This is a genomic window from Kineosporia mesophila, from assembly GCF_021129235.1.
In the GTDB taxonomy this organism is placed as follows: Bacteria; Actinomycetota; Actinomycetes; order Actinomycetales; family Kineosporiaceae; genus Kineosporia; species Kineosporia mesophila.
The window spans coordinates 16,014-39,204 of record NZ_JAJOMA010000014.1; the positions used below are offsets into that span (position 1 = coordinate 16,014).

The window sequence follows — 23,191 nt, forward strand, 5'->3', positions numbered from 1 at the left end:
GGCTTGTTTCAGGATCGGTAGACGAACTTGGTGAGCGCGGTGGCGACACCGGACGAGGCCACGAGCAGCACCACCCGGTCGCCGTCCACCAGCTGTCCCCGCCCGATCGCCCGGGACATCGCCACCGGCACCGAGGCCGACACCGTGTTCGCGGTCTCGTGGTGACCCAGGCGGAAGCGGTCGGGGTCCAGGCCGCAGCGGGTGGCCAGCAGGCGGGACATGCCGTCGCTCGCCGAGTGCCCGAAGATCACGTCGGGCTTGAACTGCTCGTACTCCGGGCGCTCCCGGTAGTGCTCGACCAGGCGGGCGAGGGCGAACTCCATCAGCCGCAGGCCGTGCGAGACGAAGCGCATGGGCTCGGCCGCGGCCGCCTCCGGGGCGTGGTGACCGAACCAGTCGCCGGCGTTGGCCAGCGGCACGTAACACAGTTGCCAGCGGTCGCCGTAGGTGCGGAAACTGGACTCGTAGTGGTCGTTCTCGTCGTCGTCGGAGACGATCGTGGCGGTCGCGGCCTCGCCCACGGTCAGGCCCGGGTGCCAGCTCGGGAAGTCTTCCAGCGAGCGCAGCTCGTAGTGGTGGCTCTGCCGCGATCCGAACTCGGCGTTGAGGATCATGATGCGCCGGTAGGCACCGGTGGCCAGGAGGTTGCGGGCCAGGTCGAGGGAGCGCACCCAGCTCGCGCAGGCGTCGGAGACGTCGAAGGCGGTGGCGTTGCGCAGGCCCAGACCGGCCTGCAGGGCCGTGGCGGCGGCCGGTTCGACCACGGCCCGGGCGACGCCGGTGTAGATCAGCAGGTCGATCTCGTCCCGGTCGGTCCCGGCGGTGGCCAGCGCCTGTTCCCCGGCCCGCAGGGCGAGCTCGTGCGGCAGCTCCCCGGCGCCGCAGTGGTAGCGCACGGTGGTGCCGCAGGAGTCGAAGCTGCTGCGCAGCAGGCGCTCCACCACGTCCAGGTCGCAGGCCGGCAGGTGCCGGGCGCTGGCGTGCCGGACCGCGCCGATCACCTCGGCGTTGGTGACCGGCCGCGAGGGGAGCACGTGCTCGATGGCCAGGAATCTCACGGGGCGCTCCTCGCGGGGACCGGTGGGGTGGACTCGAAGCTGAAGAACCCGGCCTGCGTCATCTCCGCGAGCGACTGCGCGAAGGCCCGGCCGACGAGTTCGAGGTCGGCGTCGGTGTGCGCGTCGCCGATCATCAGGGTGTGCAGTTCCGGCAGGTACACGCCGTGCTTGCGCATGTAGCAGGCCAGGGCGATGTTGGCCTTGGTGTGGGAGCCCGCCAGCCGGTCACGGATCAGCTTGGGGCGGGCGTAGTCGAAGGTGATGCCGAGCAGCGAGCGCTGCCCGGAGATCTCGCAGGACAGACCCAGGGCGGCCACGTGCGAGCGCAGTTCGCCGACCAGCCAGGCGGTCTTCCTCTCCAGCCCGGTGTAGATGCCCGGGTGGTCGCGCAGGTGGCCCAGCACGGCGGCGCCGGCGGCCGCGGTGATCGAGTTGCCGCTCATGGTGCCACCGACGAAGGCGCGGCTGTGCACGTCGAGGAAGGGGTCGCCGCTGCTGCGGGCGACGCCCACGACGTCGGGGCGCCCGACCACGGCGCCGCAGGGCAGGCCGCCGCCGATGATCTTGCCCAGGCAGGTGAGGTCGGGGGTCACGCCGGCCAGGTGCTGCACTCCCCCGTAGGTGACCCGGAAGCCGGTGACGACCTCGTCGAACACCAGCAGCACGCCGTGGGCGCGGCAGGTCGCGGCCAGGCGGCGCAGGAAGCCGGCGTCGAAGCCCCCGGTGACCGAGGGCATCGGCTCGACGATCACGCAGGCCAGGTCGCCGGCGGCGTCGGTGATGCGGTGCAGGCTCTCGTCCAGGCCGTACTGCAGCACCAGGGTCTGGTCGACGACGCTGTGCTGCGCGCCGGCCGAGTTGGCCACCGGTGACGGTGCGTTCGCCTCGCCGCGGTAGCGGAACCAGGAGCTGACCATGCCCTGATCGGAGAAGCCGTGGTAGTGGCCCTCGAACTTGGCCACGCGCTGGCGGCCGGTGTGGGCGCGGGCCATCCGGACGGCCATCTGCACCGCCTCGGTACCGGAGTTGGCCAGCACGGCCAGGGTTGCGGGGAAGGCCGCGGTCAGGGTGCGGGCCAGGGTGAGTTCGGCCGGGCTGCCCAGGGCGTTGACCCCACCGGAGTCGACGGCGCGTCGGATCGCCGCGGCCGGTACCGGGTGGCCGTAGCCGAGCAGGTGGGGGCCGAATCCGCCCGACAGGTCCACGTACTCGTTGCCGTCCAGGTCGGTGAGCCGGGAACCGGAGGCCTTCGCGACGACGATCGGGTAGGCGGCGGGCAACACGAACCGGTCGAAGTGGGTGGGGGCGACCAGGTACCGGGCGGCGTCGCGGCGGGCGGCGCCGGTGATCGGGGTGCGGTCGCGCAGCTCCCGTTCGAAGGTGTCGCGCAGGTCGTCGCTCAGGTACGGGGAGAAACGGTCGGTGAACTTGCGCCCGTTGCGCCAGATGTCGAGCTGCGGGTCGACCTGGCTGAGGAATCCCTCACCGGTCAGGGTGCTGAGGGCCAGCAGGGAGAAGCGGGTGGAGATCAGGCTGCCGTGCCGCCGGAGCAGGCGGGAGGCCTCGTCGAGGAACGACATGGTCGACCAGTGGCCGGTCTCGGTGGTGAAGTGGCGGCGCAGGATGCCGGTGAGCTCGGCGTGGTACTCCCCCGACCCCCGGGCTCGGTCGGGGTGCTGCGCGAAGGTCGTGGTGAACCGGTCGGCGGCCCGTTCCCACTCCTGGCGCACGCAGGCGAAGTAGAACGACGACAGGTTCCACTTGTCGTCCTCGGACAGGCGCCCCACCAGACCGAAGTCGAGCAGCACGATGCGCCCGCCGGGCTCGAACAGGAAGTTGCCCGGGTGCGGGTCGACGTGGAAGAGGCCGTGGAAGTAGACCATCGTGTTGAAGGCGTCGAGCAGGCGGGCGGCCAGGTCCTCGCGGCGGTGGCCGGCGCGGCCCGGGTCCTGGCCGGGCACGCCCCGCACGTACTCCATCACCAGCAGGTCCTCCCGGCACGCGGCCGGGATCGTGCGCGGCACCCGCACGTAGGGGTGGTTACGGAAGTTCTCGGCCACGGCCTCCTGCCGGGCCTGCTCGGCCAGCAGGTCGCACTGCCCGGTGAGCAGCGGGCGCAGGGCGGCGAAGTGCCCGGCCAGGTCGTAGTGCCGCACGGCGGGTACCAGCAGGCCGGCGCCCCGGATCAGGGCATCGAGGATCAGCGACGCCGCGGCGAGGCGTTCGCGCACCCCGGTCTTGACCACCTTGACAGCCACCCGGCGGCCGTCCACCAGCCGGGCCGTGTGTACCTGGGCGACCGACCCGACGGCGATGGGCTCCTCGTCGAAGTCGGCGAAAAGCCCTTCTCCCGAGCGTTTCAGCGTGGCGCGCAGCTGGTCGCGGCGCATCGGGGGCAGGTCAGAGAAGAAGGAGCGGAACTGCTCGACCGTGTCACCCGCCAGCACTCCTGACTGGGTACCGAGCACCTGGCCCGCCTTGACGTACAGCGGCCCCAGGCGCAACAGGTAGCCGCGCAGCAGCTCGGCATCGCCCGGCCCGCCGGGCAGCGCCCGGCGCAGGCCGAAAACACAGCTCCAGCCGACGATCCTGGCCCCCTCGGAGACCAGGTGCGGTAGAAGACGCCAGGAATCGCGCATGAATCCCCCGGTCCGGAAAATGATTTCGTGCGGCACCGTCGAAGTTCCCCCTTTGAGACTAGGGACGACATCCACCGGTCGGCATCCCGGGAATCCGTGGGCGCCCCCGTTTTCCCGGACCCCCGCGTTATGGCTGCGCAGAAACGAATTTCACCCACCCACCGACCGGGCCGCAGACGTCAGTCATTCGAACCATGACTTTGTAGACATTTCGCCGTGTAAAGTTGTTTTATGGGGTGCGGCGCAGCTCACTGCCGAGAGGGGAGCGTCCTGGTCGCATCGATGCCTGCGCGCCGTGGCCGCCGGGTTCCTGCTGGTGCCGGCCCTTGGTCTGGCCGGCTGCGGACAGGAGGCGCCCACCAGCAGCGCCTCCGGCTTTCCGTCGACCGGGCAGCTCCAGCTGGTCGCCCCGGCCGCGCCGGGCGGCGGCCGGGACGGCACCGCCCGGGCCCTCGGCTCCGACCTGGTGAGGAACCCAGGTCATCAACATCGAGGGGCCCGGAGGCACGATCGGCCGTCCTGGCCGTCGTGATCATCTCCCCCTGATCCTGCGCGTGATCCGCAGGTCCCCCACTCCCGACGAGGTGAACCGGTGACCGTCGTACTCGCCCACACCCCCCACGCCTCCGCCGGGGCCGCCTTCGGGTCCGCCCTGGAACAGGCCGTCTTCCGCGACACCGACCTGGTCCTCGTCAACGCCGCGAAGGGCGAGGCCCTGGTCGACCCGAAGTACGCGACGGACGCGGCCCTCACCGAGTTCTCGCAGCGCGCCTCGGGTCGCGGGGTCGGCCTGACGATCGAGCGTCCCGTCGACGCCGACATCGCCGCCGCCGTCCTGACCGTCGCCGGCCGGTACGACACCGACCTGATCGTGCTGGGCGTGCGCCACCGCTCGACCGTGGGCAAGTTCCTGCTCGGAAGCGTCGCCCAGCGCATCATCCTGGACGCCGACTGCCCCGTCCTCGCGGTCAAGTCACCTCCGGCGGGGTAGGGGATCGGGTCCAGAACCCCCGGCCCGTAGCAGCAAACCCGTCCGGGGCACCAGAAGCCGCTCGGACCGAGCCAGATCCAGTTCTCTTCCCCGGGAGTTACTCTCGCCTGCCCGCTCCACGGCACGGCACAGCCACGTCGTAGCGGTGGCACCGGGCAATCCACACATCCACCGGGCGATCATCATGGCGCATCAGCCGGCGTTCTCCCCCTACGGCCCGTCGGCCACCCCAGGACGGAACGAGGACAAGCGGCATCCGGCCGCCGGTCGGGGCACTCGGAGTCTCCCCTCCTGGACATATGCTAGAACCTGACACTGACGTGAAGATCGCCAGAACCCCGGGAGAGCGTGATGCGGATCGGTGAGCTGGCGGAGCGCACCGGCGTGAGTGTGCGCTCGCTGCGGTACTACGAGGAGCAGGGGCTGCTCAGCAGTGAGCGCAGCGCCGGGGGCCATCGGCACTACACCGAGCAGGAGATCGACCGGGTCGAGTACCTGCAGCGGCTCTACTCGGCGGGGCTGTCCAGCCAGACCATTCTGCGGGTGCTGCCCTGCCTGGAGTCACCGAACGGGGAGACCAGCGACGCCGCGTTCGCCCATCTGGTGACCGAACGCGACAAGCTGCGCGAGCACATCGGGGGCCTGACCCGCACGCTGGAGTCGCTCGACGAGCTGATCACGCTCAACCGCGCGCGCCGCGACCGGCTCGACGAGGCGACTCCCGACGTCACCTGAGGTTCCCGCCCAGTACCCGGGTGAGCACGGCCTCGGCTCCGCCCGTGGGCAGTGCGTCGCCCCGCCAGGCCACGTGCTGGTCCGGCCGCACCAGGAAGTACAGGGCGTCGCGGTACGGGCTCCCGGCCGGCACGTCCTTCACGTGCACCACCGCGAGGAGAATCCCCCGCCGGGCCGCCGCCTCGGTGAAAGAGGTTTCCAGGGAACGGTCCTCACCGATCGACAGCAGCGCGAAGCCGGATCCGATCCGGTCGTGCAGGGTGCCGCCGTAGGTGTCGACGAGACCGTTCGGGGCGCGGTGGCCCGGCCGTGGATCGTCCTCGTAAATTTCTGGCTCCCAAGGTGTCTCGTCCCTCACCGGACTGGATTCGTACCAGATCGCCCGGGACTGGTCGTACCGCTCGTCGAACGTGACGCCCGGCGCCACCACCGACTCCGCGGCCAATCGGGCCCGGATCTTCTCGCGGCGCTCGAGCGCCCACCCGCTCGTGTCCTGATCGGCCGGGATGCCCTCGTCCCGCAGCTCGGCCAGGGTCGCGCGCGCACGCCGTGAGCGTTCCAGCGCGTGGTCGGCAACCCTCCAATTGTGCCGCCGGCGTTCCTCGTCGTAGGAGTCGAGCAACTCCGTCGGCGCCTGGTCCCGCAGGACGGCCGCCAGCTTCCAGCCGAGATTGACCACGTCACCGAACCCTTCGCCCAGGTTGCCGCCCGGGGTGCGTACGTGGGCGGCATCTCCCACCAGGAGCACCCGGCCCTGCCGGAACGTCCGCGCGATCCGGGTCGAGTCGTAGTACGGGGTGGCCGAGACCAGTTCCAGGTCCAGATCGAAACCGAAGGACGCGCGGGCGGTGTCGAGCAGTTCGCGCTCGGTCGGCCGGTGGTCGAGCGGGAAGGGGCCGGCGTACACGCGCCACTCGCGATGGCTGACCGCCGCCAGGAATCCCGAGGACTTCTCGTTGAACACGATGTTCACGCCGCTGGGGGCGGGCCCCACCCGGTCGCTGATGTCGGGGGTGCGCACGATCAGCCGGAAACGCTGTTCCCGGGCCCGTTCCCCGTCGCGTTCGATGCCGGCCAGGGTGCGGACCGTGCTGCGGTTCCCGTCCGCACCGATGACGTAGCGGGCCCGCACCAGGCGCGCCTCACCGTCGGAGATCACCCGGGCCTCGACCCCGTCGGCATCCTCCTCCAGGGCGCGCAGTTCCCAGCCGCCGGAGACCGGCACGCGCAGTTCGCCCAGGCGCTCGATGAACACCTTCTGCAGGGCCGATTGCGGACGCCTCAGGGCTTCTTCGGGGCTGGCCCGCCTTTTCGGGACGGCCGGCCCGGTAGGGCCGAGATCATGCCCCACCAGCGAGGTGATGAGGCGGATGCCCCGGTTCCACTCCGGGGGGAAGGTCCACTCGTCGCGGATGCGCTGCAACAGACCCCAGCGCCGGAAATGCTCGACCACGCGCGGGGTGTGGCCCATCGCCCCGGCCCGTACCAGAGTGGCCTCGGTGGCCTTGTCGACCACGGCCACGCTGACACCGCGCCCCGCGAGCTCGATCGCGGCGGAGAGCCCGACCGGTCCGGCCCCCACGACCAGCACGTCCACGGCATCGGGCAGGGCATCACGCGGGAAGACCACCGTATGGACGTCGCGCCCACCGGTGAGGGAAAGATCCGGCCGGTACGCCTCGTCCCTCAATTCTTCGTTCGTGATCATGCAAATCCTCCCCGGGGAAAGTCTTCCTGATCACGAACAGAGTGGCGGTTCTCCGGGATCGGGAGGCCCAGATGGCCTCGCAGGGTGTCGTGTTCGTAAGCGGTCCGGAACAGACCTCGCTTCTGCAGCAGCGGCACCACGTCACCGGCGAAGCGCTCCAGATCCTCCAGGGCCCGGAAGCGCAGGTTCAGGCCGTCGGCGGCACCGGCGGTGAACCATTCCTCGATCGCGTCCGCGACGGTGTCCGGCGCCCCGGTGAACGGTGAGGGCCGGTACTCGGTGAGGGTCTCCACCACCTGCCGCAGGGTGAGGCCCTGCGAGGCCGCGCGGTCGACGATCGCCTGCCCCGCCGTGCGTCCCCCCTTCTCGGCCAGGTGGGCGACATCCGGGAACGGCGCGTCCAGATCGTGCTGCGCGAAGTCGTACGCCCCGAAACTACGGCCCAGGAAGCCCAATTTGCGGTCGAAGTCGTTGTCCTGGTCGTAGATCTCGCGGGACCGGCGATGCGCCTGCGCGTCGCTCGACCCGACCACCGGCGATGCCCCGGTGAAGATCAACACGTGGTCGGGGTCGCGCCCGGCCGCGGTGGCCCGCTGCTTGATGTCGCTGAAGTAGGCCTGGGCCTGCGCCCGGGTGCCGCCGGGCGCGTAGATGCCCTCGGCCACCTGCGCGGCCAGGTTCCGCCCCTCCTCGGAGACCCCGGCCTGGAAGATCACCGGCTGTCCCTGCGGCGAGCGGGAGACGTTCAGCGGCCCGGCGACCGAGAAGTGCTCGCCGACATGGTTCAGCGCGTGCAGTTTCGAGGGGTCGAGGAACTGGTTGTCGTCCAGGGAGGCGGGGAAGGCGTCGTCCTCGTAGGAGTCCCACAGCCCGCGCACGACCTGCACGGCCTCCAGGGCCCGCCCGTAGCGGGTGGCGTAGTCGAGGTGCTCCTCCAGGCCGTAGTTGCGCGAGGTCCCGGTGTCGAAGCTGGTGACCACGTTCCACGCCGCCCGGCCGCCGCTGATCAGGTCGAGCGAGGCGAAGCGCCGGGCCAGGTTGAACGGCGAGTTGTAGGTCGAGCTCGCCGTGGCGACCAGGCCGATGTGTGTAGTGTGCGTGGCCACCGCCGAGAGGAGGGTCAGCGGTTCGAGGCGGTTCAGGTAGTGCGAGGGGTAGTCGGGGGTGATGAACTGGCTGTCGACGATGAAAAAGGCGTCGAACAGGGCGGCCTGCGCGATCTGAGCCTGCCGGATGTAGTACTGGATGTCGATGCTGGCGTTCTTCGGCACCCGCGGGTCTTTCCACAGCCCGTGCTGGCCCGGGCCACCCACCCCGTAGGCGGCGACCGCCAGGTGAAGTCTGCGCGTCATACCGGTTCTCCGTTCAGCTGAGCTCGTAGTGCCTGACGTTCGGCCCGGGTGGCGGGCGGCGCGTGCAGCGTGGGCACCGAACCCAGCAGCAGCCGGGTGTAGGCGTGCTGCGGCGTCCGGAGAACTTCTGCGGTGGAACCGGACTCGACCAGCTCACCCTGGTACAGCACCGCGATCCGGTCGGCGACACCGGCCACCGAGCCGAGGTCGTGCGAGATGAAGACCAGGGCGGTGCCGGCGTCGCGCAGGTTCTTGATGATCTGCAGGATCTGTACCCGGTTGGCGGCGTCCAGGGCGGACACCGGCTCGTCGAGGATGATCAGCGCGGGCTCGACGACCAGGGCCCGGGCCACCGCGACCCGCTGCCGCTGGCCGCCCGACAGCTCGGCCGGGCGGCGCGGCAGCAGGTGCTCGTCGAGGTTCACCCGGGCGAACTGCTCCCGCACCGCTTCGAGGGCGGACGCGCGCGGGTCGCCGCGCAGCAGAAGGGGTTCGAGCAGCGACTCCTGAACGGTCAGGTCCGGGTCGAGGCTGCGCAGCGGGTCCTGGAACACGTACTGCACCACGCCGCGCCGGCGGAAGGACCGCCACTGCCGCTGCGAGTACCCGGTGACGTCCTCGCCGCCGATCCGGACCCGGCCGCCGGAGGCCCGCACCAGCCCCAGCACCGTGCGGGCCAGCGTGGACTTGCCCGAGCCGGTCTCCCCGATCAGGCCGAGCGTCTCCCCGGACCGCACCTGGAGCGACACACCGGACAGCGCGCGATGTCGGCGCCGACCCACCCCGTAGTGGACATCGAGGTCGGAGACCTCGAGCACCTCGTCCTCAATGCCCGGCACCGGCAGTCTCCTTCAGGTCGGGTCGGTCGAGATAACGTTCCAGCCCGTACTGCTCGTGCTCGGTGATCAGGAGCCGGGTGTACTCGTGCTGCGGGTCGTGCAGCACCGAGGCGGTCGGGCCCTGTTCGACCACCACCCCGTCGCGCATCACCAGCACCTGCTCGCAGAGCTGGGCGACCACGGCCAGGTCGTGCGACACCACCACCAGGGCCAGGCCGGTGCTCTCCCGCAGATCCGTGAGCAGATCGAGGATCTCGGCCTGCACGGTGACGTCCAGGGCCGTGGTCGCCTCGTCCGCGATCAGGATCTTCGGGCGCAGCGAGATGGCCGCCGCGATGAGCACCCGCTGCTGCATACCCCCGGACAGCTCGTGCGGGTACCGGTCGTAGACCCGGTGCGGGTCCCTCAGGTGTACCTCGGCGAGCAGTTCCAGGGCCCGCTGCCGGGCCGCCCGGCGGCCCAGACCGGCCTTGACCCGAAGGGCCTCGGCGATCTGCGAGCCCACGGTGAGCGAGGGGTTCAGGTACGAGGCCGGGTCCTGGAACACCGCGCCGATCGTCGAGCCCCGCAGGCCGGTCCACTGTCGCGCGGTGAGGCCGGAGATGTCCTGCCCGTCGATCGCGATCGAGCCGTGCGACAGCCGTAGCCCCGGTGGCAGGATGCCCAGCGCCGACCGGCAGGTGAGCGTCTTGCCGCTGCCCGACTCCCCGACGATCCCGACCACCCCACCGGGCTCCAGGTCGAACGAGACCCCGTGCACGAGTTCCCTCGATCCGTGGGCAATCCGGACGTCCTGAAGCGCGAGCACCTTCTTCTCCGCGGTCATGCAAGACCGCCCCGGGGAGGTTCTGCCTGATCAAGAACGGTTCTGGGGTCGGTCACGGACTTCACCTCTCGTACGGTCTGGACGTCCCGCAGGGCGTCGGCCAGCAGGTTGCAGCCCGACACCGTGCCCATGATCAGCAGGGCCGGCACCGCGGGCGCCCACGGCTGGTAGTCCAGGTAGCCCAGGTCCGAGGCCAGCAGACCGCCCCAGGTCGGGGCCGGGGGCTGCACCCCGACGCCGAGGAAGGTCAGGCTGGACACCACCACGAATCCGATGCCGATCGTCTGGGCCAGGGCGACGCCGATCGCCGGCAGCACCTTGGCCCAGACGTGACGGCGCACGATCTGGCCGAACGAGGCGCCGGAGATCAGCGCGGCCTCGACGTACTGCGACCGGGCCACGGCCAGCGTCGCGGCCCGCGAGACCCGGAAGAACAACGGCGACACCAGCACCCCGACCACGAACATCGCCTGGGTGATGCCGTTCCCGAGGAGGGCGGTGACGGCCACGGCGAAGACCAGGAACGGCAGGGAGATCAGCGTGTCGGTCAGGCGCAGCACGCTCCACTCGAAGACCCGGCCGAGGTAGACCGAGGCAATGCCCGGGACGGCGCCGGCGAACAGCGCCACCAGCGCCACCTCGAGCGACCCGACGATGCTCGTGCGGGATCCGTCGAGCAGGCGGCTGAGCACGTCGCGGCCCAGGTAGTCGGTGCCCAGCCAGTGTCCCCCGGAGGGCCCGGCCAGGGTGGTGGTGCTGCCCGCGAGCGGGTCGTGCGGGGCCAGCAGCGGCCCGAACACGGCCAGGACCGCGACCAGCGCCAGGATGGCGAACGCGACCTTCCCGGTGGGGAGGGCCCAGATCCGGCGGGTCATGTCACACCCCTCGCTGTGAGGCCGGGGTGAGCCGGCCGAGGACGACGTTGACGATCAGGTTGAACAGGACGACCAGCACGATCGACACGACCAGCACGCCCTGCACCGCCGGCACGTCCCCGGCCTGCGCCGAGTCGTTGGCGAACCGGCCGAAACCCTGGAGCCCGAAGATCCATTCGGTGACGACCGCACCGCCGATCAGCGCCGGGAACTTCAGCCCGAGCACCGCCAGCGTGGGGCCCGTGCCGTTGCGCAGCACGTGCCGCCAGAAGATCCGCCGCGGGCTGATTCCCCGCACCAGGGCCCCGGTGACGTAGTTCTCCCGGTAGGCCCCGATCAGGCCCGAGCGCAGCTGCCGGGCCACGTCGGCGACGGTGTCGAAGCTGAGCGCCAGCGCCGGCAGCAGGATGTGCGAGAGCCAGGGCCACAGGCCCAGTTCCAGCGGCACGTAGCCGGAGGCGGGGAACCAGCCGAACCCCACGGCGAAGACCGTGACCAGCACGATGCCGACCACGAAGGCGGGCATCACCGAGATCACCGTCATCACCGCGGTGATCGCCCGGTCGATCCAGGTGGTGTGCCTCAGCGCGGCCAGGGCCCCGAACGCGAACCCCAGCGTGATGCCGATCGTCAGGGCCAGCGCCGCGACCGACAGGCTGACGCCGAGCCCCATGCCGATCAGGTCGGCCACCCCGACCCCGTTGGACCAGCTGTTGCCCAGGTTCCCGTGCAGCATGTCGGTCAGCCAGGTCCCGTACTGGGCCAGGAAGGGCCGGTCCAGGCCCCATTCCGCCTCGATCCGGGCGATCGCCTCCGGTGTGGCCTGCTCGCCCAGCTGCATCCGGGCCGGGCTCAGCCCGCTGATCGCCCGCAGCGCGAACGTCACGAAGGTGGCGACCAGGAACACCGGCACGAAGATCGCGACCGACTGGGCCAGGGTGAGCAGGATCCGGCCCAGCACCCGGCGGGCGGCCGGGAACGCACCGGGGATCCCGGGCGGGGCAAGGGTACTCGCGGTCATCTGCACCAACCCCTAGGAGATCTTCACGCCGGTCCAGTTGATGTGCCCCGGATTGGCCGGCAGACCCGAGATCGAGGGGTCCTTGGCGTAGACGCTGGGCTGGGAGTAGGTGAAGACCAGCGCCTCGCTGACCAGGCCGGCCCGGGTGGCGGCCTGCAGGTTCGCCTCGTAGTCACCGTCTTCCAGCGGGGTCTGGCGCACCTTCGCCACCGCCTTCTCGAAACCGTCCGGCTCGTAGGGGGTACTGAGGTTCAGCGGGCCGTTCGGGCCGAAGTGCGCGGTGAGGGTCTGCAACGGTGAGTCGCGGCCGGTCGTGCCGTACAGCGAGGCGACGAGGTCCTTGGCGAAGAACGGGGTGGCCCAGTTCTTGTCGATCTTGATGTTGACCGTGATGCCGATCGCCGCCAGCTGCGACTGCACCACCTCGGCCGCGGGGTCCTCGGCCGGGATCACCAGGTCGATCGTCAGGTCGTCACCGGAGTACTTCGACTCGGCCAGAGCGGCTTTGGCCTTCGCCACGTCATGCGGCCAGAGGTCGGCCGACTGCGGGTCGTAGGCGATGTACTCCTTCGGGAACGGCTGGGTGGCGACCGTGCCGTAGCCGAAGGTCAGCTTGTCCACGAACTCCTGCCGGTCGATGCCGTACCGCACGGCCTCGACCACCTTCGGGTCGTCGAACGGCTTCTTGTTGACGTTCAGGCTGAGGTTCGAGGCGTTGTAGCCGGGCTGCACGAACACGTCGAGCCCGGCCTTCTCGGCGGCCTGCGCCTGCGCCGCGGCCACGTCGGCGAAGTTGTACACCCCGGTCTGCAGACCCGAGACCACGGTGGAGGCGTCGGGGGCGGAGACCAGTTCGACCTTGTCGATGTGGATGTTCGCGGCGTCCCAGTAGTCCGGGTTCTTCTCCAGCACGGCCTTGGTGCCCGGGATGAGCTGCGTGATCACGAAGGGCCCGTGCCCGACCGGCTTCTGGTCGAGCGCCTTCGGGTCGGCGGCAGCTTGTGGGCTGGCCACCTGGAGCACGCGCTCACCGAACAGCAGCGGGATCTGGTAGTCCACCTGGGTCAGGTCCACGACCACGTCCAGGTCACCGTCGGCCGTGACCTTGTCGATCGAGGTGAGGTCACCGAAAAGGGCCGAGTCCTCCTGGGTCTTGGCCCGCTCGACGGCCTTCTTCACGGCGTCCGCGTTCACCGGGGTGCCGTCGCTGAACGTCAGGCCCTCGCGCAGGTGGAACGTGACCTGATCGCCCTTGTCGTTGTAGTCCCAGCTCTCGGCCAGGTCGGGCACCGCCTCGCCCTTCTCGTTCACCCGGGTCACCGAGGCGTAGACCAGTGACAGGTGCCGGAACTGGGCACCGCTGCCGCCCACCACCGGGTCCCAGTGGGTCGGGAAGAAGGACGACGCCCATTTCAGGGTGGCGGCGCCGGCCGCGGCGCTGGATCCGCCGTCACCGCAGGCCGCGAGTACCGCCCCGAGCGCGGGAACGGCGAGCAGGCCGCCGAGGAAGGACCGCCGGCCGAGGCCGGGCGAGGAGTCAAGGGTCATGGGAGGGCTTTCCTTCGCTGATCTCTCTTTCGTTCGTGATCAGGCAAAGTCTCCCCGGGGAAACTTTGCCTGATCACGAACGAGTTGGAATGGGGGACGATCGCCACGGCGCCCGCGGGCTGGTCGCGGTTGCGCGGGTGGGTCGGTCAGGGGACGAGGGACGCGGCTTTCGCTTCTTCGGGACGGGCCGCGGTGTAACGGTTCTCCGGCACGGGCAGACCGAGGTTGCCGCGCAAGGTGGTCGATTCGTAGTCGCTGCGCACGACGCCGCGCTCGCGCAGGATGGGCAGCACCTGGTCGGTGAAGCGGGCGAAGTCGCCGGGGGCGTTGACGGTGATGTTGACGCCGTCGAAACCCCCGGCCTCGAACCAGCGCTGGATCTCGTCGGCCACGGTGAGCGGCGACCCGACGAACGGCGAGCGCCCGGCGTCGAGCTGGTGCTGCACGACCTGCCGCAGGGTCCAGCCCTTCTCGATGGCCAGGCGGGTGATGCCCTCGGCCTGGGTGCGGAAGCTCAGGGCGCCGGCCGCGGCGACCGAGGGGAACGGGGCGTCCAGGTCGTACTGGCTGAAGTCGTGCCAGCCGAAGGGCCTTCCGAGTTCGGCGAGCGCCTTCTCGAAGCTCCTGGCGCCCAGGGCCGCGTCCTGCCGGGCCCGGGCCTCCTCGTCGGTTTCGGCGATGATCGGGTGAATCCCCGGAACGATCAGCACGTTCTGCGGGTCACGGCCCTTGGCCGCGGCGCGCTCGCGCAGTTCGGTGCGGAACGCGACGGCCTGCTCGAGGGTCTGGGCGTGGGTGAAGATCGCGTCGGCGATCGCGGCACCCAGGTCGCGGCCCTCCTCGGAGTCACCGGCCTGGAAGATCACCGGCTGCCCCTGCGGCGTGCGCTCCAGGTTGAGCGGGCCGACGACCCGGAAGTGCTCGCCGGTGTGGTGCAGAGCATGGAGTTTCGTGGGGTCGAGGAACTCCCGGCGCTCGCGGTCGCGGGGCAGGGCGTCGGCCTCGTACGAGTCCCACAGGCCCTGCGCGACCCGGACGTGCTCCAGGGCCCGGCCGTAGCGGGTGGCGTAGTCGAAGTGCGCGTCGCGGCTGTAGTTCCCGGCCGTTCCGGCGTCTCCGCTGGTGACCACGTTCCAGCCGGCCCGCCCGCCGCTGATGTGGTCCAGCGACGCCAGCCGCCGGGCCACGTTGAACGGCTCGTTGTACGAGGTGGTGAGCGTGCCGACCAGGCCGATGTGCTCGGTGTGCACGGCGATGGCCGACAGCAGGGTGAGCGGTTCCAGGCGGCTGAGGTAGTGGTTCGGGGAGTCGGGGGTGATGAACTGGCTGTCGACGATGAAGACGTGGTCGAACTTCGCCGCCTCGGCCTCCTGGGCCCGGGCGATGTACCAGCGCACGTCCACGCTGGCGTCGGTGGGGATCTGCGGGTCCAGCCAGGTGTGATGCTGGCCCGGTCCACCGACGCCGAGCAGGACGGCGCCGAGTTTGAGGGTGCGACGGGGTGATTCGGGCATGACGAGACCCTCCGGCCATTGACGGGGAGAAAAAATGGGGGACGACGCCCAGGGTTGCCGAACTGAGTCAGCGACAGCCGGTGAGGGTCACAGTGGCTGTTCGGGTCATGGGTCGAGCATGCGTGACCAGGAGATTTCTGTCTAACGATGCTTTGTGATGAACACCCATCACGAAAACGAATCATTCTCTAGTATTCTGGTAGACATGAGTCAGATTCTGGACATCGCCCCTCTCCGCAGCTTCGTCGCGGTCGCGGACACCGGCGGTTTCCAGCGGGCTGCCACGTCGCTGCACCTGAGCCAGGCGGCCGTGAGTCAGCACGTGCGGAAGCTGGAGAGCGCCACCGGACGGCCCCTGGTCGAGCGGCACGGCCGTGGATCCCGTCTGACCGCCGACGGCGAGCGCCTGTTGTCGCAGGCCAGGCGCATTCTGGCGCTGCACGACGAGACCCTGCGTGGCTTCGGGCGGCGCACCGTCGAGACCGTGGTGATCGGCTCGACCGAGCACGCGGCCGCGCAGTTGCTGCCGTCCCTGTCCACCCAGCTGGCGAGCAGTCTGCCCGACCACCGTTTCCGGTTCCGTCTCGACCGGGGTACCCGGCTGCGGGAGGGCCTGACCGAGGGTCGCGTCGACCTGGCCCTGTTGCTCGGCCCGTCCGACGACCCGCGGGCCACACCGGTCGGCGACCTGAAGCTGACCTGGTACGCCGCCCCCACCTGGCGACGGCCCCCGGCGCCCGCCCCGATTCCGGTGGTGGCATTCGACCAGCCCTGCGCCTTGCGCACCCGGGCTCTGGAAACCCTTGCGGAAAACAGCATCCCGGCTATGGTTAACGCCGAGGCGATCCAGCTGGCCGGAGTTCAGGCAGCGGTCGGCGCCGGCCTCGGCGTCGCCCTGATGGCCACGCTCGGCCAGACCCCCGAGGGCCTGGCCGCCCGCCACGACCTGCCGGCGCCCCGGCCCCTGCCGCTCGCGGTCTGGTCGCGGCAGGGTCTGCCCTCCCACACGTCCACCGCCGTCGCGCAGGCACTGCGCGGGTTGCTCACCGAGCCGGGCCGCCTGGCGACCCGCGGATCGTCCTACGCCGAAGTCGAGTTCGCCCAGGGAGCCTGACATGCCCGCCATCCACCTGACCCCCGACGAGCACGGCGACGAGCCGGTCCGCACCCCCAGCGGCGTGCTGCTGCCGCCCGGCATCGACCCGTTCCACACCCGCCTGCACCAGATCGCCCCCGCGAGCCTGGTCGGGCAGACCACGCAGACCTCCGGCATGAAGCGACTGGAGGCCGTGAGCGGCAAGACCGTGGGTGCCCAGCACCTGTGGATGGGCCAGACCCACGTGCCCGCCCTGACCAACTCCGGCAATCACCACCACGGGGCCTCCGAGACCGCCATCTACGTGGTCGCGGGGCACCCGGTGTTCGTGTTCGCCGACCTGGACGGCGACGAGCCGGTCGAGCGGCGTATCGAGACCTCGCCCGGCGACTACGTGTTCGTGCCCCCGTGGGTCCCCCACCGCGAGGAGAACCCCGACCCCGACGACGAGGCCCTGGTGGTCATAGCCCGCACCACCCAGGAGGCCGTCGTGGTCAACCTCGGCCAGCTCGACTGGTCCGAGGTGAACACGAGTTCGTAGCCACCGGGGAATGTCTGCCGGATCACGAACGAGGCGGTGCTTCCTCCGTGATCCGGCCAAGTTTCCCTGCCCACAACGCTCACACCGCGCCCAGCCGCCCCGCCGCCACCGACGTCCCCTGTTGGCTCACCGACCCGGCCACCTCGCGAGCCCGCCTGGCCACCTCGGGTGACAACACCGTCCGCAAAGCAGTGGTCAGTGACTCGAGCGTGGGCACACTGCCCTCGTGCGCGACGCCGATGCCGAGTTCGGCCACCCGGCCGGCGAAATAGGGCTGGTCGACCACCTGCGGCACGATCACCTGGGGCACGCCGGCGCCGGCGGCCGTGGTGGTCGTGCCCGCACCGCCGTGGTGCACGAGCGCGGCGCACCGCGCGAGCAGCGTCTGCTGGTTGGCCTCCCCGACGGCCAGGGCCAGTGGTTCCAGGTCTCCACGCGACCCGTAGGTCGACAGAACGACACGCACTGCTCATCCCCCCCAAGGCTTTTGACGTCCAAGCCAGTGATTCTGGGGCAGGCCCGGGGCCTTGCCGCAAGGCCCCGGGTGCGCTGTACCTTAGGAGTGGAGAGGGAAACCCTCTCCTTTTTTCATGCCTGAGGGTCCCCCGGGTATTTCAGCCCGAGGTGGTCGCGCAGCGTCGTTCCCTCGTAGTCCGTGCGGAACACCCCCCGCTCCTGCAGCAGGGGCACCACCGTGTCGACGAAGGGCCCCAGGCCGTCGGGCGTGATGTGGGGAACCAGGATGAAACCATCCGAAACATCTTCCTGCACGAACTGATTGATTGTCTCGGCGATGGTGCTCGCCGACCCGACGAAGGTCTGGCGGCCGGTGACCTCGATGACCAGGTCGCGGGCCGAGAGCTTCTCCACCTCGGCCTTGTCCCGCCACTCGTTCGCCAGCGCGATCGGGTCTTTCGCCAGCTGCCGGACGCTGGCCCGGCCCTTGGCGATCGCCTCGCCCTCCACCACCGGGTCGAACGAGGGCAGCGGGCCGTCCACGTCGAAGCCGGACAGGTCGGTGTTCCAGAGCTGCTCGATGAAGTTGATCGCGGTCTGCGGCGAGACCTGGGCCCGGCGCACCTGGTGGGCCAGCTCTTCGGCCTCGGCATCGGTGTCGCCCAGCACGAAGCTCGCGGCCGGCAGGATCAGCAGGTCGTCGCGCTCGCGCCCGTACTTCGGCAGGCGGCCCTTCACGTCGTCGTAGAACGCCTTGCCCTCTTTCCGGGTGGCGTATCGGGAGAAGATCGCGTCGGCGCCCGAGGCGGCGAACTCGCGGCCCTCCTCGGAGTCACCGGCCTGGAAGATCACCGGCCGGCCCTGTGGGCTGCGGGGCACGTTGAACTGGCCCTCGATGTCGAAGAACCGGTCCTGGTGCCTGAACGTGCCCGGCCGGTCGGTGTCGAGGAACCGGCCCTGCTCCTGGTCGGCGAGGATCTCCACCCCGTTCCAGGAGTCGAACAGCTCGGTCGTGGTGCGCAGGAACGTGCGGGCCCGCTCGTACCGGTCGCCCTGGGCGAGATAGCCACCCCGGCGGAAGTTCTCGCCGGTGAACTGGTCCCAGCTGGTCACCACGTTCCACGCGGCGCGCCCCTCGGAGAGGTGGTCGAGGCTGGCGAACTGACGCGCCACCTCGTAGGGCTCGTTGAACGTGGAGTTGATCGTGCCGGTCAGGCCGAGCCGCTGCGTGACACCGGCCAGGGCCGCCAGCACGGTGAACGTGTCGGGGCGGCCGACCACGTCCAGATCGTAGATCTGGCCCTTCTGCTCGCGCAGCCGCAGGCCCTCGGCCAGGAACAGGAAGTCGAACTTGCCGCGCTCGGCGATCTGGGCGAACCGTCGGAACGAGTCGAACTCGACGTGGCTGCCCGCCGCCGGGTCGCTCCAGACGGTGGTGTTGTTGACGCCCGGGAAATGGGCGGCGAGGTGGATCTGCTTGGTCATCGCTCAGGCCCTCACGTAGCGGTTGGCAGGACGGTCCAGCTCGAGCAGCCCCCGCAGTGTGCCGCTCTGCGGGTACTCCGTGCGGAACAGGCCGCGCCGCTGCAACTCCGGAACCAGGCCACGGGTGATCCGTTGCAGGTCGTGGGGCAGGGTGGCCGGGCGCAGGCGATAACCGCTGAGCCCCTGCGCCTGCCACTGGACCAGCAGGTCGGCCAGCTGGGCGGGCGTGCCGGTGAAGATCTTGGCATCGCTCGTGTACTCGGTCCCGGCCAGCTCGTCCAGCGCGGCCAGGCGGTCGCGCGCGGCCTGCTCGGTGTCGTCGAGCACCACCACGAGATCGGCCCAGACGTGGATCTTCTCGTCCTGCCGCCCGGCCGTGTGGCGCTGCTCGTCGATGCGGGCGACCAGGTCGGCGGCCTGCTCGGCGTCGTGGGGCGTGACGAACCCGAGGTCGGCCGCGCGCCCGATCAGCCGGTAGGGGATGTCCGCGTGGCCGAGCGCCGCCACCAGCGGCTGGCCCTGCGGCGGGCGGGGCGTGATCGAGGGACCCTTGACCGAGAACCAGCGACCGTCGAAGTCGATGTAGTGCAGCTTGTCGCGGTCGACGAAGCGGCCGGTGGCAACATCCCGGATCTCGGCGTCGTCCTCCCAGCTGTCCCAGAGCCGGCGCAGCACCTGCACGTAGTCGGCGGCCTCGTCGAAGTGGTCGGCCACCAGCTGCTGCACCTCGGGCTCGTTGATGCGGGCCAGGTCGATCGGCGGGAACTCCCGCCGCCCGAAGTGCTTCGCCGTGTCGTTGCGCGCGGCCACCTGTACCCGCACCCCGGCCCGGCCGGTCGCGGCGTAGTCGAGGGTCGCGATCGCCTTGGAGATGTGGAAGGGCTCGGTGTGGGTCGCGATCACCGTCGGCACCAGGCCGATGTGCCGGGTCAGCGGCGCCACCCGGGCGGCGATCAACACCGCGTCGAGCCGGCCCCGCACCCGATCGGCCCGCGCGTCCTGCTCGGCGAACTCGTCCGACTGCAGGTTCAATGCGTCTTCGATGGTGACGAGGTCGAGGAGCCCGGCCTCCGCCTCGGTCACCAGATCGGCCCAGTAGCGAGGGGAGAAGAGCTCTTTCGGCCGGGCATCGGCCTGCCGCCAGGCGGCGGGATGCCATCCGGCACCGTCGAGGGCCACGCCCAGATGAAGCGGGGTGTTGCCGGTCACGTGATCTCCTTCAAGAATATCGGCGCTGATCAGGGCTTTTCGTGGGGAATCTTCTCGCCGGCCTCGATCGCCACGCTCAGGCGGTTCTCCGGGGGCGGCAGCGGGCAGGTGGCCAGGGCCGTGTAGGCGCAGGGCAGGTTGGCGGCCCGGTTGAAGTCGAGCACCACGTGCCCGTCCGCGTCCGGCGCCGGCACCTGGATCGCCCGGTTCGCCGCGTACGTGGTGACGCCCGAGGTGGCGTCGGTGAACAGCACCATCAGCGCGCCCGGCCGGTAGCTCGGGAAGGCCGTGAGGCTCAGCGCCTGGCCGTCGATCTCGAACTCCAGCTGCCCGGTGGCGTCGTAGACGTGCTCCAGGCCCTCCACCGCGGCACCGACCGTGACCGGGCGCGGCACCTCGAACGGCTTGTAGGTGGCGGCCACCGCCCAGCGCGGGTCGGGGGCGTACGCGGGTGTGCCGTGGAAACCCTTGCGCAGCTCGGTGTCCGGGTGGCGGGGACGGACGATGTGGTAACCACCGCGCCTGGCCACCTCGATCACCGCGTCACCCCAGACCGCGTTCACCCCGCCGCGCTCCGGGATCGGGTCGAACCGGTAGCTGCCGGTGTGTTTCTGGCCGTCCACCACGATCTCCTCGCCGGGCCCGAGCTCCACCGTGACCCGGTCGTCCACCGACGTCCACTCACCCGGCGCGTCGCGGAACCGCTCCGCCTCCTCGGTCAGGAAGTGCAGGCTGGTGATCGCCAGGAAGCCGTGCGGATCGGCGAGCCGCGCCTCCTGGGCCTGGTGCCACTCCTGCCAGTCGGCAGCGAATTCGGTGGTCGTGGAGGTGGTCATGACGGTGCTCCTTCGGAGATGATCCGGCCCGGGATCGCGGCCAGGAGTTCCCGGGTGTAGTCGTGTTGCGGATTCGTGAACAGGTCTGCGGTGAAACCGGTCTCGACAATGCGCCCGTGACGCATCACAGCGACCCGGTGCGCGAGCTGCCGGACCACGGCGAGGTCATGGGAGATGAACAGATAGGCCACACCGGTTTCTTCCTGAAGCTGCACCAGGAGTTCCAGCACCTGCGCCTGGACCGAGACGTCCAGCGCCGAGACCGGCTCGTCGCACACCACCAGGTCGGGTGACAGGGCCAGGGCCCGGGCGATCGCGACGCGCTGGCGCTGCCCGCCGGACAGCTCCGCCGGCCGCCGCGTCAGCAGGGTCTGCGGCAGGGCCACCCGATCGAGCAGGCCGCGCACGGTGACGCCCCGGGAGGCCCGGTCGCCGATCCGGAACACCCGCAACGGTTCCTCGATCGCCTGGGCCACGGTGAAACGCGGATCCAGCGAGGCGTAAGGGTTCTGGTAGATCAGCTGGGCCCGGCGACGCAGGGCCCGGGTGGCCGGGGGCCGCGACCGGGTGATGTCGGCCCCGTCGAAGGTGACCGTGCCCGAGCCGACATCCGCCAGCCGCAGCACCAGCCGCCCGGTGGTCGACTTTCCCGACCCGGACTCCCCCACCAGGGCCAGGGTCTCGCCCCGGTCCAGATGGAAGCTCACGCCGTCCACCGCCCGCCGGGGCGCCGCGCCGGGCAGCGGGAACTCCTTCACCAGGTCTCGGGCCTCCAGCAGCCGCTTCCCCGTGGCCTTCGCCGGGGGCGCGGCGGCGAGGGTCAGACCAGGCGCGCTGGCCAGGAGCTTCTTCGTGTACTCGTGCTGCGGGTCGTTCATCACCGCGGCGGTCGGGCCGGTCTCGACTATGCGGCCCTGCGACATCACCACGATCCGGTCGGCCCGGTCCGAGGCCACGGCCAGGTCGTGGGTGACCAGCAGCACCGCCGCCCCGGACTGCGCGACCAGGTGCTGCAGGTGGTCGAGGATGACCTTCTGCACGGTGACGTCGAGGGCGCTGGTCGGCTCGTCGGCGATGATCAGCCGGGGGTCGGCGGCGATGGCGATCGCGATGAGCACCCGCTGCCGCATCCCGCCGGAGAGCTCGTGCGGGTACTGCCGGGCGCGCCCCTCGGGCTCGGGAAGCCCGGCCCGGTCGAGGATCTCGACGGCCTTCAGTGCTGCGTTGCGGCGATCGGCCAGCCCGTGCAGCCGCAGCACCTCGGCCACCTGCTCGCCGATGCGCTTGACCGGGTTCAGCGAGACTGCCGGATCCTGCGGCACCAGGCCGATCCGGGCGCCGCGCACGGTCCGCAGCGAGCGTTCCGGGACGTGCGCCAGATCCGCGCCCTCGAATTGGATACTGCCCGATTCGATCTGCGCGTTCCCGGCCAGCAGCCGCACCACGGCGTGGGCCGTGGTGCTCTTGCCCGACCCGGACTCCCCCACCACCGCGACGATCTCGCCGGGAGCCACCGAGAGCGACACCCCGTCAACCGCTCTCACCGGCGCCGACCGGGTGCGGTACGAAACCACCAGGTCGCGGATCTCCAGCAGGTTCACCACTGCCTCAGCTCCCCGTCGAGTGCCCGGGCGATCCGGTTGGTCGCCAGCACGGTCGCGGCAATGGTCAGGCCGGGCAGCGTGGTCAGCCACCAGGCGTTGGCCAGGTAGTTGCGCCCGTCCGAGATCAGCGTGCCCCATTCCGGGGCCGGCGGCGGAGCGCCGTACCCGAGGAAACTCAGCGACGACACCGCCAGGATCGAGGTCCCGAACTCCAGCGTCGCCAGCACCAGCACCGGGCCGATGCTGTTGGGCAGCACGTGCCGGCCCAGCACGCTCCACCACCGCGCGCCGATCCCGCGGGATGCCTCCACGTACAGGGCCAGGCGCACCCGCAGCACCTCCGAGCGCATTACCCGGGCGAACCCGGCCACATTCGCGAAGCCCACCGCGACGGCGACTTTCGTGGTGCCGTAGCCGAGCGCGGTGACCACGGCCAGCGACAGGAACAGGGTGGGGATCGACAGCACCACGTCGACCAGCCGCATGAGCACGTCGTCCACCCACCGGCCGACGAAACCCGCGACCAGGCCGATGGTCCCGCCGACCACGAAGGCGAACGCCACCGCGATCAGCGTGGCCCGCAACGACAGCTGGGCACCGTGCACGACCCGGGTGAACAGGTCACGGCCCAGGCTGTCGGTACCGAACCAGTGCGCCGCGCCGGGAGCCCGGAAGTTCTCCGCCGGCACCCCCGCGGTGGGGTCCTGACTGCTGAAGACATCCGGCGCGAAGGCCGAGACGCCCACCAGGAAGACCACCACGACCGAAACCAGCAACCCCGGGCGGTGACCGAAGAAACTCAGCGTCCGCCGCAGACGTCCGTCATGCATGCGCGCGGGCCGCTCCAGAACCGGTGCC

Annotated in this window: 20 protein-coding genes and 1 pseudogene; 4 read left to right on the forward strand and 17 right to left on the reverse strand. The window is 70.6% G+C overall.

The window, feature by feature from the left end; translation table 11 throughout:
- Positions 1-8 precede the first annotated feature (8 nt).
- The 3 genes from LR393_RS19930 to LR393_RS19940 form a co-directional block, all read right to left on the reverse strand.
- Positions 9-1,058 carry a 3-oxoacyl-[acyl-carrier-protein] synthase III C-terminal domain-containing protein gene (locus LR393_RS19930; RefSeq protein ID WP_231485512.1) on the reverse strand — a complete coding sequence of 350 codons (1,050 nt, stop codon included), beginning with the start codon at positions 1,056-1,058 and terminating at the stop codon, positions 9-11.
- The gene (locus LR393_RS19935; RefSeq protein ID WP_231485514.1) at positions 1,055-3,697 is read right to left on the reverse strand and encodes an aminotransferase class III-fold pyridoxal phosphate-dependent enzyme; all 2,643 of its coding nucleotides are present in this window, start codon (positions 3,695-3,697) and stop codon (positions 1,055-1,057) included. The genes LR393_RS19930 and LR393_RS19935 overlap by 4 nt, the downstream gene beginning before the upstream one ends.
- Positions 3,698-3,926: 229 nt before the next feature.
- Positions 3,927-4,181: a hypothetical protein gene (locus LR393_RS19940; protein WP_231485515.1), complete on the reverse strand. Its 255-nt coding sequence runs from the start codon at positions 4,179-4,181 to the stop codon at positions 3,927-3,929.
- A gap of 108 nt (positions 4,182-4,289) precedes the next feature.
- Between LR393_RS19940 and LR393_RS19945 the strand changes: the two genes are divergently transcribed.
- Together LR393_RS19945 and LR393_RS19950 are read left to right on the forward strand one after the other, a co-directional pair.
- A complete protein-coding gene (locus LR393_RS19945) occupies positions 4,290-4,688 on the forward strand; it encodes a universal stress protein (RefSeq protein WP_231485517.1) in 399 nt (132 codons plus the stop codon).
- A 351-nt stretch (positions 4,689-5,039) separates the two neighbouring features.
- Positions 5,040-5,423, forward strand: coding sequence for a MerR family transcriptional regulator (locus LR393_RS19950; protein WP_231485519.1), 384 nt, complete (start codon positions 5,040-5,042; stop codon positions 5,421-5,423).
- On the opposite strand, the gene LR393_RS19955 is transcribed toward LR393_RS19950, so the two are convergent.
- From LR393_RS19955 to LR393_RS19990, 8 genes are all read right to left on the reverse strand, one after another.
- Positions 5,416-7,131, reverse strand: a complete 1,716-nt coding sequence (locus LR393_RS19955) for an FAD-dependent oxidoreductase (protein ID WP_231485520.1) — start codon at positions 7,129-7,131, stop codon at positions 5,416-5,418. The two genes, LR393_RS19950 and LR393_RS19955, sit on opposite strands and share 8 nt — an antisense overlap.
- The gene (locus tag LR393_RS19960) at positions 7,128-8,483 is read right to left on the reverse strand and encodes an NtaA/DmoA family FMN-dependent monooxygenase (RefSeq protein WP_231485523.1); all 1,356 of its coding nucleotides are present in this window, start codon (positions 8,481-8,483) and stop codon (positions 7,128-7,130) included. Before LR393_RS19960 ends, LR393_RS19955 begins: the two co-directional genes overlap by 4 nt.
- Positions 8,480-9,322: an ABC transporter ATP-binding protein gene (locus LR393_RS19965; protein ID WP_231485528.1), complete on the reverse strand. Its 843-nt coding sequence runs from the start codon at positions 9,320-9,322 to the stop codon at positions 8,480-8,482. The genes LR393_RS19960 and LR393_RS19965 overlap by 4 nt, the downstream gene beginning before the upstream one ends.
- Positions 9,309-10,148: an ABC transporter ATP-binding protein gene (locus LR393_RS19970; RefSeq protein WP_231485529.1), complete on the reverse strand. Its 840-nt coding sequence runs from the start codon at positions 10,146-10,148 to the stop codon at positions 9,309-9,311. Before LR393_RS19970 ends, LR393_RS19965 begins: the two co-directional genes overlap by 14 nt.
- Positions 10,145-11,023 (reverse strand): ABC transporter permease, encoded by an 879-nt coding sequence (locus LR393_RS19975; RefSeq protein WP_231485530.1) that lies wholly within the window; start codon positions 11,021-11,023, stop codon positions 10,145-10,147. Before LR393_RS19975 ends, LR393_RS19970 begins: the two co-directional genes overlap by 4 nt.
- A 1-nt stretch (position 11,024) precedes the next feature.
- Positions 11,025-12,044: an ABC transporter permease gene (locus tag LR393_RS19980; RefSeq protein WP_231485531.1), complete on the reverse strand. Its 1,020-nt coding sequence runs from the start codon at positions 12,042-12,044 to the stop codon at positions 11,025-11,027.
- Positions 12,045-12,056: 12 nt separating this feature from the next.
- A complete protein-coding gene (locus LR393_RS19985; RefSeq protein WP_231485533.1) occupies positions 12,057-13,592 on the reverse strand; it encodes an ABC transporter substrate-binding protein in 1,536 nt (511 codons plus the stop codon).
- A 146-nt stretch (positions 13,593-13,738) separates the two neighbouring features.
- A complete protein-coding gene (locus LR393_RS19990) occupies positions 13,739-15,106 on the reverse strand; it encodes an LLM class flavin-dependent oxidoreductase (protein ID WP_231485535.1) in 1,368 nt (455 codons plus the stop codon).
- Between the two features lie 205 nt (positions 15,107-15,311).
- On the opposite strand from LR393_RS19990, the gene LR393_RS19995 reads away from it, so the two are divergent.
- Both LR393_RS19995 and LR393_RS20000 read left to right on the forward strand, forming a co-directional pair.
- A complete protein-coding gene (locus tag LR393_RS19995; RefSeq protein WP_231485536.1) occupies positions 15,312-16,220 on the forward strand; it encodes a LysR family transcriptional regulator in 909 nt (302 codons plus the stop codon).
- A 1-nt stretch (position 16,221) separates the two neighbouring features.
- Positions 16,222-16,743, forward strand: coding sequence for a cupin domain-containing protein (locus LR393_RS20000; protein ID WP_231485537.1), 522 nt, complete (start codon positions 16,222-16,224; stop codon positions 16,741-16,743).
- 79 nt (positions 16,744-16,822) lie between these two features.
- Here the strand turns inward: LR393_RS20000 and LR393_RS20005 are convergent.
- The 6 genes and pseudogenes from LR393_RS20005 to LR393_RS20030 form a co-directional block, all read right to left on the reverse strand.
- Positions 16,823-17,152, reverse strand: a pseudogene (locus tag LR393_RS20005) (nucleotide disphospho-sugar-binding domain-containing protein); the annotation flags it as partial.
- A 179-nt stretch (positions 17,153-17,331) separates the two neighbouring features.
- The gene (locus LR393_RS20010; protein WP_231485538.1) at positions 17,332-18,684 is read right to left on the reverse strand and encodes an NtaA/DmoA family FMN-dependent monooxygenase; all 1,353 of its coding nucleotides are present in this window, start codon (positions 18,682-18,684) and stop codon (positions 17,332-17,334) included.
- A 3-nt stretch (positions 18,685-18,687) separates the two neighbouring features.
- The gene (locus LR393_RS20015) at positions 18,688-19,893 is read right to left on the reverse strand and encodes an LLM class flavin-dependent oxidoreductase (RefSeq protein ID WP_231485540.1); all 1,206 of its coding nucleotides are present in this window, start codon (positions 19,891-19,893) and stop codon (positions 18,688-18,690) included.
- Positions 19,894-19,922: 29 nt separating this feature from the next.
- Positions 19,923-20,729 carry a DUF1684 domain-containing protein gene (locus LR393_RS20020; protein ID WP_231485541.1) on the reverse strand — a complete coding sequence of 269 codons (807 nt, stop codon included), beginning with the start codon at positions 20,727-20,729 and terminating at the stop codon, positions 19,923-19,925.
- Complete coding sequence (locus LR393_RS20025) at positions 20,726-22,333, reverse strand: dipeptide ABC transporter ATP-binding protein (RefSeq protein ID WP_231485542.1); 1,608 nt, start codon at positions 22,331-22,333, stop codon at positions 20,726-20,728. Before LR393_RS20025 ends, LR393_RS20020 begins: the two co-directional genes overlap by 4 nt.
- Complete coding sequence (locus tag LR393_RS20030) at positions 22,327-23,163, reverse strand: ABC transporter permease (RefSeq protein WP_345718944.1); 837 nt, start codon at positions 23,161-23,163, stop codon at positions 22,327-22,329. Before LR393_RS20030 ends, LR393_RS20025 begins: the two co-directional genes overlap by 7 nt.
- Positions 23,164-23,191: the final 28 nt, after the last annotated feature.

Bases quoted from the DNA above. Each gene is read 5' to 3' on its own strand.
- LR393_RS19935 (WP_231485514.1), bottom strand. From the start codon at position 3,697: ATGCGCGATTCCTGGCGTCTTCTACCGCACCTGGTCTCCGAGGGGGCC.
- LR393_RS19940 (WP_231485515.1), bottom strand. From the start codon at position 4,181: ATGACCTGGGTTCCTCACCAGGTCGGAGCCGAGGGCCCGGGCGGTGCC.
- LR393_RS19950 (WP_231485519.1), top strand. From the start codon at position 5,040: ATGCGGATCGGTGAGCTGGCGGAGCGCACCGGCGTGAGTGTGCGCTCG.
- LR393_RS19955 (WP_231485520.1), bottom strand. From the start codon at position 7,131: ATGATCACGAACGAAGAATTGAGGGACGAGGCGTACCGGCCGGATCTT.
- LR393_RS19960 (WP_231485523.1), bottom strand. From the start codon at position 8,483: ATGACGCGCAGACTTCACCTGGCGGTCGCCGCCTACGGGGTGGGTGGC.
- LR393_RS19970 (WP_231485529.1), bottom strand. From the start codon at position 10,148: ATGACCGCGGAGAAGAAGGTGCTCGCGCTTCAGGACGTCCGGATTGCC.
- LR393_RS19975 (WP_231485530.1), bottom strand. From the start codon at position 11,023: ATGACCCGCCGGATCTGGGCCCTCCCCACCGGGAAGGTCGCGTTCGCC.
- LR393_RS19980 (WP_231485531.1), bottom strand. From the start codon at position 12,044: ATGACCGCGAGTACCCTTGCCCCGCCCGGGATCCCCGGTGCGTTCCCG.
- LR393_RS19985 (WP_231485533.1), bottom strand. From the start codon at position 13,592: ATGACCCTTGACTCCTCGCCCGGCCTCGGCCGGCGGTCCTTCCTCGGC.
- LR393_RS19990 (WP_231485535.1), bottom strand. From the start codon at position 15,106: ATGCCCGAATCACCCCGTCGCACCCTCAAACTCGGCGCCGTCCTGCTC.
- LR393_RS19995 (WP_231485536.1), top strand. From the start codon at position 15,312: ATGAGTCAGATTCTGGACATCGCCCCTCTCCGCAGCTTCGTCGCGGTC.
- LR393_RS20000 (WP_231485537.1), top strand. From the start codon at position 16,222: ATGCCCGCCATCCACCTGACCCCCGACGAGCACGGCGACGAGCCGGTC.
- LR393_RS20010 (WP_231485538.1), bottom strand. From the start codon at position 18,684: ATGACCAAGCAGATCCACCTCGCCGCCCATTTCCCGGGCGTCAACAAC.
- LR393_RS20020 (WP_231485541.1), bottom strand. From the start codon at position 20,729: ATGACCACCTCCACGACCACCGAATTCGCTGCCGACTGGCAGGAGTGG.
- LR393_RS20030 (WP_345718944.1), bottom strand. From the start codon at position 23,163: ATGCATGACGGACGTCTGCGGCGGACGCTGAGTTTCTTCGGTCACCGC.